The organism is Streptomyces sp. NPDC017246 (assembly GCF_044331325.1).
GTDB lineage: Bacteria > Actinomycetota > Actinomycetes > Streptomycetales > Streptomycetaceae > Streptomyces.
In genome coordinates, this window is record NZ_JBIRMW010000002.1 from 43263 (window position 1) to 52829 (window position 9567).

The 9567-nt window shown below is 72.4% G+C and carries 12 protein-coding genes, 1 tRNA gene and 1 pseudogene; 11 read left to right on the forward strand and 3 right to left on the reverse strand.

Annotation, left to right across the window (positions count from 1 at the left end):
• Window positions 1-6: 6 nt before the first annotated feature.
• From ACH4MY_RS04835 to ACH4MY_RS04885, 11 genes are all read left to right on the forward strand, one after another.
• A complete protein-coding gene (locus ACH4MY_RS04835) occupies window positions 7-492 on the forward strand; it encodes a hypothetical protein (protein WP_397997601.1) in 486 nt (161 codons plus the stop codon).
• 16 nt (window positions 493-508) lie between these two features.
• Window positions 509-769, forward strand: coding sequence for a hypothetical protein (locus tag ACH4MY_RS04840; RefSeq protein WP_397997604.1), 261 nt, complete (start codon window positions 509-511; stop codon window positions 767-769).
• A gap of 62 nt (window positions 770-831) precedes the next feature.
• Window positions 832-1059 (forward strand): hypothetical protein, encoded by a 228-nt coding sequence (locus ACH4MY_RS04845; RefSeq protein ID WP_397997607.1) that lies wholly within the window; start codon window positions 832-834, stop codon window positions 1057-1059.
• The gene (locus ACH4MY_RS04850) at window positions 1059-1976 is read left to right on the forward strand and encodes a peptidoglycan-binding protein (RefSeq protein ID WP_397997609.1); all 918 of its coding nucleotides are present in this window, start codon (window positions 1059-1061) and stop codon (window positions 1974-1976) included. The genes ACH4MY_RS04845 and ACH4MY_RS04850 overlap by 1 nt, the downstream gene beginning before the upstream one ends.
• 14 nt (window positions 1977-1990) lie before the next feature.
• The gene (locus ACH4MY_RS04855; RefSeq protein WP_397997612.1) at window positions 1991-2257 is read left to right on the forward strand and encodes a hypothetical protein; all 267 of its coding nucleotides are present in this window, start codon (window positions 1991-1993) and stop codon (window positions 2255-2257) included.
• Window positions 2257-2733 (forward strand): hypothetical protein, encoded by a 477-nt coding sequence (locus ACH4MY_RS04860; protein ID WP_397997615.1) that lies wholly within the window; start codon window positions 2257-2259, stop codon window positions 2731-2733. The genes ACH4MY_RS04855 and ACH4MY_RS04860 overlap by 1 nt, the downstream gene beginning before the upstream one ends.
• Window positions 2734-2737: 4 nt before the next feature.
• Window positions 2738-3076 (forward strand): hypothetical protein, encoded by a 339-nt coding sequence (locus ACH4MY_RS04865; RefSeq protein ID WP_397997617.1) that lies wholly within the window; start codon window positions 2738-2740, stop codon window positions 3074-3076.
• A gap of 110 nt (window positions 3077-3186) precedes the next feature.
• Complete coding sequence (locus ACH4MY_RS04870; RefSeq protein ID WP_397997620.1) at window positions 3187-3930, forward strand: DUF6879 family protein; 744 nt, start codon at window positions 3187-3189, stop codon at window positions 3928-3930.
• Entirely contained in the window at window positions 3927-4769 is an 843-nt protein-coding gene (locus ACH4MY_RS04875) for a helix-turn-helix domain-containing protein (protein ID WP_397997622.1), read from the forward strand. Before ACH4MY_RS04870 ends, ACH4MY_RS04875 begins: the two co-directional genes overlap by 4 nt.
• 85 nt (window positions 4770-4854) lie before the next feature.
• Window positions 4855-5046 (forward strand): hypothetical protein, encoded by a 192-nt coding sequence (locus ACH4MY_RS04880; RefSeq protein WP_397997624.1) that lies wholly within the window; start codon window positions 4855-4857, stop codon window positions 5044-5046.
• A 160-nt stretch (window positions 5047-5206) separates the two neighbouring features.
• Window positions 5207-5389 (forward strand): hypothetical protein, encoded by a 183-nt coding sequence (locus tag ACH4MY_RS04885; RefSeq protein ID WP_397997628.1) that lies wholly within the window; start codon window positions 5207-5209, stop codon window positions 5387-5389.
• 245 nt (window positions 5390-5634) lie between these two features.
• Here ACH4MY_RS04885 and ACH4MY_RS04890 read toward each other — a convergent pair.
• The 3 genes and pseudogenes from ACH4MY_RS04890 to ACH4MY_RS04900 form a co-directional block, all read right to left on the reverse strand.
• Window positions 5635-5707: transfer RNA gene (locus ACH4MY_RS04890), tRNA-Lys, on the reverse strand.
• 112 nt (window positions 5708-5819) lie between these two features.
• A complete protein-coding gene (locus ACH4MY_RS04895) occupies window positions 5820-8927 on the reverse strand; it encodes an FG-GAP-like repeat-containing protein (RefSeq protein ID WP_397997631.1) in 3108 nt (1035 codons plus the stop codon).
• A 294-nt stretch (window positions 8928-9221) separates the two neighbouring features.
• Window positions 9222-9567: pseudogene (locus ACH4MY_RS04900) on the reverse strand (RNA helicase); the annotation flags it as partial.

A 9567-nucleotide genomic window follows, 5' to 3' on the forward strand; every position in this document is an offset into this window, starting at 1 on the left:
GGTCCTGTGGTCGCTCCCATCGTGCAGCCCGGACAGACCATCACCGCCGACCCCATCAACGGGCTGGTGCAGCCCCACGTCCAGGCAGTGGCCGGCGCGGCCACTGTGCCGTCCGGGGCCAGCACGTACACCGCCGTCACCTTCACGAGCACCATCAGCGGCAACACGTCCAGCATGTGGGCGGCCGGCCAGCCGACCCGCCTCATCGCCCCGGCCGCCGGCGTCTACCTCATCCACGGCGGCGTGACCTGGCCAGGCGCCCTCAGCACCGCCGACGCGCGCGGGGAGATCCGCGCCAACGGCAGCGCCTCCCCGGCGACCGGTACGCGGGTCGGCTCCCAGCGCGGCTCGGCGGGCAACATGCAGGTCGCCGCCACCGGCACCGTCGTCCTGGCCGCCGGCGGATACATCGAGCTGTACCTCAACACCCAGTCCGGCTCGTCGATCTCCGCCGTGGTGACCCTCGGCATCACCCGCATCTCCGCTACCTGACCAGGAGGGCCCGCCCATGCCCACGTTCCCCGCCTTCGACCAGGCCGGAATCGGCTACGACGTCCAGCTGTGGCACCCCGAGTGGGGGCCGGTCCACGTCTCAGTCGGCATTCCCAGCTACCCCGCGAACGTCTTCGACGGCGAGGCGCTGGACGAGTTGATCCGCCAGTTCGCTGCGGACCTCCTCCCCACGATGGGCGGGGAGAAGATCCTCGACATCACCCGCCTCCAGACTGCGGCCGAGACCTGGAGGCCACCGGAGCCGACCACCCCCTGACCCTGCCCGCCCGCCTGCCCCGCGCCGATCCGGCCGGGGCTTTCGTCATATCTGGAGGCCCCATGACCCAGCACCCCGCCATCGCCAACGTGCTCCGCTTCTTCTCCCACGACCACCTCCCGGACCGCCTGGCTGAGGTCAGCCGTCCGTTCGCTGACCTCGCGCACGGCCTGGTCGCCCGGCCCGACCTCGACGGCCCCGAGCTCACCGTCGCACTCCGCAAGCTCCTGGAGTCCAAGGACGCTGCGGTCCGGGCCTCGCTCATCGCGCAGGCCGGAGAGGACCTCTGATGGCCACACCACTGTCCGCAGACCGCCTCCTCGCCGCGCTCCGGGCGGAAGGCGTCACCGTCGTCGAACACCCCGGCTGGCGCACCCACAACCGCAACTCGGTCGGCGACTGGGGCCCGGTGGCCGGAGTGATGATCCACCACACCGTCAGCTCCGGCACCGCCTCCTCCGTCGAGATGTGCTTCAACGGCTACGCGGGGCTGCCCGGACCGCTCTGCCACGGCGTCATCGCCAAGGACGGCACCGTCCACCTCGTCGGCAACGGCCGCGCGAACCACGCCGGCGGCGGCGACCCGTCCGTCCTCCAGGCCGTCATCACCGAGACGTATGGGGACCGGCCGCCCGCCCCGCGCGTCCACCAGGGCAGCCCCGGAGCCGTCGACGGGAACTCCCGCTTCTACGGGTTCGAGTGCGTCAACCTCGGCAACGGCACCGACCCGTGGCCTGCCGAGCAGCTGCTCGCCATCGAGCGCGTGTCCGCCGCCCTGTGCCGCGCACACGGCTGGGGCGCCCGCTCCGTCATCGGCCACCTGGAGTGGTCCGACTGGAAGTCCGACCCCAAGGGCTTCGGCATGCCCGCCATGCGCGTGCGCGTGCAGACCCGCCTCGGCAAGGACCCGGCGAAGCCCGCCGTGCCTAAGCCCACCCCGCCGACGCGGCCGGCCCTGGCGCCGTTCCCCGGAACCTCGTTCTTCCGCACGGGCGCGAGCTCACCCGTCATCACCGCCATGGGCCGCCGCCTCGTCGCTGAGGGCTGCTCCGCGTACAAGTCGGGCCCCGGCCCGCGCTGGACCGAGGCCGACCGCCTCAGCTACGCGAAGTGGCAGCGCAAGCTCGGCTTCCGCGGCTCCGACGCCGACGGCATCCCCGGCCCCACCTCCTGGGCCGCGCTCCGCGTCCCCAAGACCTCGAAGTGAAGGGAATCACCACCATGTCCGTACCGCACTCCGTCGATCTCCCGAACGCTGAGACCGTCCTCAAGACCGGCAAGACCTACGTCCGGGACCTCGCCGAGCGCGTCGTGTCCACCGGCCTCCAGGCCGGGCTCGGCGCCGTAGTCGTCACCAAGCCCTTCGACCTCAGCATGTGGGAGGCCGCCGGCATGGCCGGAGTCGCCGCCAGCCTCGCGCTCGTGAAGGGACTCATCGCCCGCTGGCGGTCCGTCACGAACTCGGCGAGCCTCGCCAAGGACGTGTGATGACCGGCCTGGCGCGGCAGGCCGGCCGCCGACTCGGCTACCGCGGCGCCGCGCTGCTCATCTGCGGCATTGCCTGGATCAACTACGGGGCCGGCCTCCTGGCCGACCCTCGGTTCGGGACGGCGAGAGGGGCGACGGCGCTAACGTCGCTCGCCCCTCTCGCGGTCTGGGGGTGGGTCTGGATCGTGACCGGCGCAGCATCATGCGCGGCGTCGGTACTGCGGTCCGGGCGGGACTGGTGGGGGTGGCTGTGCGCGGCCGCGATGCCCGGTGTCTGGGCGGTCGCTTACACCGGCGCCCGGCTCCTCGGCGAGTTCCCTCAGGGGTGGTACTCAGGCGTCACGTGGGGCGCGTTCCCCGCGCTGCTGGCCGTCCTCGCGGCGTCCACCCGGCGCCTGGTGACTCTGCACCGGGAGGTGGCCACCCTGAGGCGCGCAGCCGCCGCCTGTACGAGAGGGGCGGAGCATGCAAGTTGAGACCGTGACCGGAATCCTGTCGACGCTGGTCGGTGGGGTGGTGGCGGTGGCGGTGGCCTGGATCTCCAGGCCCCGGCAGCCGAAGGAGCAAGACACCGATGACGCCGAGCCGCGCCGGGATCTGACGACGATCGCGGGGATCGCGGCTGAGCTGGTTCGGCAGGGTACGGAGCTGGCCACGGCCGAGGGTCGGATCACGGAACTTGAGGCCGGACGCGAGCACGACGCCCGTCTGATCGGCGCGCTGCGCCGGTACGTCCTCGCGCTCAAGACCGCGATGCGAGACCGCGGTGTGGAGCCCCCCGAGCCTGCACCGGATGACGCGCCGCTGATCGCCGGATGAGCACGCCCCCTTCGCCTCCGGGCGGAGGGGGCGCTTTCTGCGTTCTGGGCCCGTCCCGGCCCTGGAGCGGTAATCCTGGGTGCTCCCTGCCCCGACCGAACGGAGACCCCATGTCCGCGCTCAGGTTCATCGGCACTACGTCCGAGGAGGGTGACTGCCCGACTCTGTACGAGGTCGAGGGCACCGACACGATCCTCGTCCAGGGCGACCGCGTGACCGCACCCGAGCAGCTCGCCGAGCTCCGGCACGTGAAGGAGCACGAGGCGTTCGTCGCCGTGCCCCGCGACCTCCTTACCCGGTTCGCCCCGCGCGCCGAGCCCCGCGACATGATCCCGTTCGCCGAGGCGGCCCACCTGTTCCGCGAGTTCCGCCACACCGCGTGGCGGCTGGAGACCCGCCGTGGCTACGCCACCGACCGTCACAGCGAGAAGTGGGCCCGCTGGCAGGCGGGCGAGGACATCGCTGCCGACCCCGCCACCTCCTGGCACGCCAACGTCACCGCGGCCCGAGCCGCTGGCCGTCGGTTCGAGCGCGTCCGCCTCGTCGACGAGCCGATGACCGAGGGCCAGCGCTACCTCCTGGCGACCAGCAAGGCCAACGTCGAGGCGGGCGAGGACATCAGGATCCTCACCCGGGCTGAGGCCGACCGGCTGAACCTCCCGACCGGGGACTTCTGGCTCTTCGACTCCAAGATCCTCGCGCGGTTCGTCTTCGACGAGGACGACACGACTCTCGGCGTCGTCCTCTCCGAGGACCCGGCCGACATCGCCGCCGCCTGCCAGGCCCGCGACGCCGCGTGGCACCACGCGGTCTCCGTCCGCGAGTACGCGCAGCGGGTACCGTCGGCCGGGTGACGACCGACTACCAGACCGGTAGGAAGGCCCTCGGCGCCCGCCTCTCCGAGCTCCGCGCCGAGGCCGGCTTCGACGGGCGGAGCCTGGCGGCCCGACTCGGCTGGCCACCGTCCAAGGTGAGCAAGTTGCAGAACGGCCGCCAGACTCCCAGCACGGAGGACCTCGCCGCATGGGCCGAGGCCGTCGGCCGCCCGGATGCCCTGCCCGAGCTCAAGGGCAGGGCGGCCGGCCTGGAGTCCACCTACCGATCGTGGCGGCGCCAGCTCGTCGCCGGCCACCGTGCACGCCAGGAGCAGGCCATCGCCGAGACCGCCGTCACCACCCTCACCCGCGCCGTCGAGGTCGTCCGCGTACCCGGGCTCCTCCAGACCCCGGAGTACGCGCGGGCCGTCTTCCGGGCCGCCGCCGAGTTCCGCGAGACGGACAGCGACATCGAGGGATCCGTCCGCGCGCGACTGCGCCGTCAGGAGGCCCTCTACGACCCCGACAAGCGGTTCGAGTTCCTGATCCACGAGGCCGCCCTTCACACCCGCACGAGCACCCCCGCGGTACAGGCCGCGCAGCTGGACAGGCTCATCAGCGTCATCGGGCTGGACACCATCGAGCTCGGCATCGTCCCCTTCGGCGCCCAGCTGCGCCGCGCCCCCTCACACGCGTTCTGGATCTACGACCGGCGCCTCGTCATCGTCGAGACCATCGGGACCGAAATGTGGCTCGCCGACACCGACTCCATCGAGACCTACGAACGGGCCTGGGAGTGGCTCCAGGGCTCCGCTGTGACGGGGGTCCAGGCCCAACGGCTACTCGGCCGCGTGAGGGCATCCCTCGGACCAATGTGAGCCATCCGGGAAACCGCTGGGACTCCGCGAGAAATCCGGAGAAATCCTCGGGCGCCCATGAAATTTCACGGCCTACGGTCGACCCATGGCGACGCGAACCCGCAGGCCACGGCACTGCATGTACTGCCCAGAGCCTGGAGCCGATGTCTGTGTCCGCTCTCAGCGCGACGAGGAGGGCGGCGCACACATCTACGCCCACCGTGCCTGCGCGGAGGCGCGCGGCAGGATCCCGCTGTACGTATTCACGGACGACCAGCCGGCCGGGGCGGCGCTGTGAGCGCGGCGTTCAAGGCCAAGACCAGCCGGGTGGTGTTCCGGCCCGAGTGCGTAGTCGCTGAGCACAGCTGGTGCAAGCTCGACGAGGTCCGCGTGAACGGGGTGCTCGTCTTCCCGGCGCCGCGCTGCGACTGCTCGTGCCACAAAAGGAAGGCCCGCCCATGAAGCGCTGCACCTACTGCGGGCACCCCATCACCGGCGAGGCCCTCACGATCGCACCCGAGTCGGCGAGTGGCGCCCGGCCTACGGCGTACTGGCACAAGGACACCGCAGGCTGCGTGACGGCGGACGAGGCCGCGACCGGGCAGTCCTCACCTCTCCGTCGGCTACTGAGCCGCACCTGATCTCCTGCTCGTCCGTGGTCATGGCGGAACACGGGCAGGCAGGACGGCTCCGGCCGGTTCGCCAGTGGCGGCCGGAGCCACTCCTCCGTTCCTCCGCGAGGCTGCCCCCGAGAGCGTGCATGCGTCCGCTCTCGGGGGCTGATGCGTTTACATCTCGGCTGAGCATCGGCTGAGCAAAGGCGCTTCCGCGGGCTGAGAATGGCGGCGGGCCCAGGTCAGATGGTCTCTGACCTGGGCCCTGTGTGTAGGCCGTGTGGGACTCGAACCCACAACCAACGGATTAAAAGTCCGCTGCTCTGCCAATTGAGCTAACGGCCCGTGGACAAGCACACCCGTGCAGCATAGCCCGAGAGCTCCCCCGAACCGATCGGGTATCCGACACGGGTCGGGGGATGCGACGCGGCTCGGGGGATGCGACGCGGCGTCAGGATCAGAACAGGGCCTTGAAAGTGTTCCAGCCACCCGTGCCGATCAGGACGCGGCCGCCGTACGTGCCGGCGCAGGTGTTCTGGTAGCCGTAGAGCCTGCCGGCGGTGTCGCGGGCCACCAGGTCCGGGCAGCCGTCGCCCGAGTGGTCGCCCATGCCGACCAGGGACGAGTAGACGCCCCAGCCGGTGCCGATCCGGACCCTGGCCGTCACGCCGCCGGTCGCCGTGCCGTTGTAGCGCCACAGCACGCCGGCCGCGTCGATGCCGAGCAGGTCGCCGCGGCCGTCGCGGTTCAGGTCGCCGGCGCCGACGATCTTCTTGTACAGCTTCCAGTTGGTGCCGATCCGCACCCGGGACTTCACCCGGTGGTCGGCCGTGCCGGCGTAGAAGTACATGTCACCGGTCGACGTCTGGCGCGCGATCAGGTCGGTGAAACCGTCGGCGTTCACGTCGCCCGGGGACGTGAGGACGTCGTACTGTCCCCAGCCCGAACCGATCGGCGTGTACGGGGAGGAGGCCGAGACCACCTTCCCGCAGCCCGGCCGGTACGCGCGCAGCTGGTCGCCCACGCGGGCCAGGACGTCCGCGCACCCGTCGCCGTTCACGTCGCCGTAGGGCACCAGGACGGAGCTCGTCGCGAACTTCGTGCCCGTCCCGGCGATCCGCGCCGACACACCGCCGTACCCGTCGCCCCGGTACATGGACACCGCGCCCGCCGTGTCCATCGCCAGGAGCTCGCCCTGCATGTCGTTCCCCGCGAGGTCCCGCCAGGACGGCGTGCCGCCGGAGGCGGTGATCACGCCCGAGGTGATGAGGTCCTGGCCCTTGCCGTCGGCCGTCGTCGCCGTCAGCTCCCAGGAGTACTGGCCGTTGAGCACGGTCCTGCCCGCGGCGGACTTCCCGTCCCAGGTGACCGCGATGCCGTTGCGGGTCTCGCCGCCCCCGTAGGAGCGGACCAGGGCCCAGCTGTAGAAGTTGCGGACCGTCAGCTGCCAGCTCGACGCGGGCTTGGAGAGCGTCCAGGCCGCCTTCCAGCCGTCCTGCGGACGCATGGTGGTCGCCGGGCGCGCCGAGGGGGTGCTGAGGTCGGAGGTCGGGACGCCGGGCCACACGACGTGGACACGGTTGCCGGCGTCCTTGTACGCGACCGGGCCGCCGAAGCGGTCGACGGTCCAGGCCTCCCGGCGGGGGCCTCGTACGGGTGCCGAGTCGACGAGCGTACGCACCGCGGGCTTGCCGGCGGTCAGGTCGGTGAGCCGGAGGTACGCGTCGGGGTCCCGGTCGACGAGATAGCCGTCGCCCAGCAGGGCGTCGTCGGCCGTTCCCGGGGACAGCTGCAGCTTCGTGTTCGTCCTGAGGTCGACCACGCCCCGCTGCTTGGTGGGCCCGCAGGCCCAGTAGACCCAGCGCCCGGCGGCCGCCTGGACCTCCGTCGGGGCGCACGCCGTGCCGGTCGTGACCTTGCCCAGGTCCTTGCCGGTGACCAGGTCGGTACGGGCCAGCTCACCCGTCGCGGCCGTGGCCGAGTAGAGGGTGTCGCCCCAGAGGGCCGCCGTCGTGGACGTCTGCGTGCGGACGACGGTCCCCGCGTCGAGGTCCACGACGCGTGTCGTGCCACCGCTCTGGAAGACCGCGCGGCGGCCGAAGGCGTCGGCGATCCGTCCGTTCGTCTCCCCGGTGGACACCCGCTTCACCAGGCCGGCCGAGGTACGGGAGGTGACCTCGAACGGCTTGAAGTCGTCGCGGGCCAGATAGACCGTACGGCCGTCGCCGCTGTCGAACAGCGGCGTGCCGTTCTCCAGCCGCTTCGGCTCGGCGCCCGCCCACACCGGCTGCGGATCACCGGTGTGCACGGGTCCGACGGGCAGAGTCCGTCCGTAGAAGCCGCTGCCCTTCGACGTGTTCGACTCCAGGGTGGAGAGCCGGCCCGCGCCGAGGGCGAGCGACCGCACCTCGGCCGGCAGCGGCTCCACACGGCTCAGCTTCTCCAGGACCGGCGCGCCACCACCCTTGCCCGGGACCGCCTTGAGGAGGGACCAGTCGGTGGCGGACGTGCCGCCGACGACGGCCGCGCCGCCGCCCGCGATCTGGGTGAGCTCCGCCTCGGCCCCCGTCAGAAGCGTCTGCGCGGGCCGGTCGGGGTGCAGGGCGACCAGCTTCCGCTGCAGGGCCCCGTCGGTGCCGGGGGCCTCGCCCAGGGCGAGGATCCAGTCGCCGACCAGCGCGATACGGGCGGTGCTCAGGCCGGCGGGGAGGGCGAGGGTCCGCTCGGGGCCGGTCAGGGCGGTGCGCTCGCGCACATGGACGGTGCGGGAACCGTCCACCCAGGCGAGCCGGTCCGGGCTCAGGGCCACCGGGGCGACGAGCACGCTGCCCGCCGGGGTGGGTGCCGGGAGCACGGTCATCTGTCCGGTGCGCAGATCGACGACGCCGAGGTCGGAGTAGTCGTAGGCGTTCGGGTCGGCGGACCGCCCGAAGCGGATGACGGCGGTGGAACCGTCGCCGGCCGCGAGCCGCGCCAGGTGCAGACCGGCGTCCGCGGGCCAGCCGGTGACGGGCGTACGGGTCCCGTTCGGGTCGTCGGCGCGCACCAGGTAGTACCCGGTGGTCGTGCCGGTGTCCTCGGCGGAGGCGTACTGCTGGAAGATCAGGGTGTCGCCGACGAGGCCCCGGTAGCTCACGTCCCCGGGTATGTCGAGCGACCGCTCGGTGCCGGTCTCCAGGTCACGGACGGCGTGGACGCCGACGCCGCGCTGGACGTACAGATGGCGCCCGCCGGTGCCGGACTCGGCGAACGGCAGGAACCCCTTGCCGTACCCCAGCCGGACGCTCTTCGCCGGGTCGGTGAAGTCCGTCCACTCCAGCTCCCCGCCGTACGACCGGTCGGGGTCCTCCGTCTCGTGCACATAGCCCGTGGGGCCGACGGCGGTGACGGTCTGCTGCCGGGGCACGGCCCGCCAGTTCGGCGCGACGTCCAGCTGGTCGATGCCCACGATCGGCGAGGCCTGCGCGGTCACCACGGGCGACAGCACGACGCCCGAGGCGAGCAACGCCGTGGCGAGGACGGCGATACGGGCGCGGGGGCGCCGCGCGGTTGCGAAACGAGACAAGAAGGCCCCTCCCCGGGAAACCTGAAAAGTCCGGCTGATGCCCGGACCGCTGCTCAAGCCGGTGTGCCGGATTCGGGGAGAGTCTCCGCCGGGCCCCCTGGCCGGCACCTCTCACCCACGTCGACCCGCTGAGCGTATCCCGTCGTACACGGGTACGACGCGGGGCCCGCCCGGCCCGGTGCCGGGGACGGCGGGAACCCGGTGCCGGGCCCGCCCACGACAACGAGCAGGGCCCGTACGTCACCGAAGTGCCGTACGGGCCCTGCTCTGTCAGTTCAGCCGACCGGGTCGACCTCAGCCGTTGCGCTTCCAGCGCGGCTTGTCGTCGCGGCGCTGGAACGAGCCACCGGTCGAGCCGGTGCCGGTGCCGGTGCCGGTGCCGCGGTGGTCGTCACGACGGCCGACCGGGCGGTCGCCGCCACCCGAGCGGAAGCCGCCGGCGGGGCGGTCGTCGCGACGGTCGCGGTTGAACGGGCGGTCGCTGCCACGGTGACCGCCGGCCGGGCGGTCGTCACGGCGCTCGAAGGGACGGCCGCCGCGGTCGTCGCGGTTGAAGCCACCCGAGGGGCGGTCGTCACGGCGGAAGCCACCGGACGGACGGTCGTTGTCGCGGCGGAAGCCACCACGGTCGCCACCGCGG

Bases quoted from the DNA above. Each gene is read 5' to 3' on its own strand.
- ACH4MY_RS04845 (WP_397997607.1), top strand. From the start codon at position 832: ATGACCCAGCACCCCGCCATCGCCAACGTGCTCCGCTTCTTCTCCCAC.
- ACH4MY_RS04840 (WP_397997604.1), top strand. From the start codon at position 509: ATGCCCACGTTCCCCGCCTTCGACCAGGCCGGAATCGGCTACGACGTC.
- ACH4MY_RS04885 (WP_397997628.1), top strand. From the start codon at position 5,207: ATGAAGCGCTGCACCTACTGCGGGCACCCCATCACCGGCGAGGCCCTC.
- ACH4MY_RS04880 (WP_397997624.1), top strand. From the start codon at position 4,855: ATGGCGACGCGAACCCGCAGGCCACGGCACTGCATGTACTGCCCAGAG.
- ACH4MY_RS04860 (WP_397997615.1), top strand. From the start codon at position 2,257: ATGACCGGCCTGGCGCGGCAGGCCGGCCGCCGACTCGGCTACCGCGGC.
- ACH4MY_RS04855 (WP_397997612.1), top strand. From the start codon at position 1,991: ATGTCCGTACCGCACTCCGTCGATCTCCCGAACGCTGAGACCGTCCTC.
- ACH4MY_RS04850 (WP_397997609.1), top strand. From the start codon at position 1,059: ATGGCCACACCACTGTCCGCAGACCGCCTCCTCGCCGCGCTCCGGGCG.
- ACH4MY_RS04870 (WP_397997620.1), top strand. From the start codon at position 3,187: ATGTCCGCGCTCAGGTTCATCGGCACTACGTCCGAGGAGGGTGACTGC.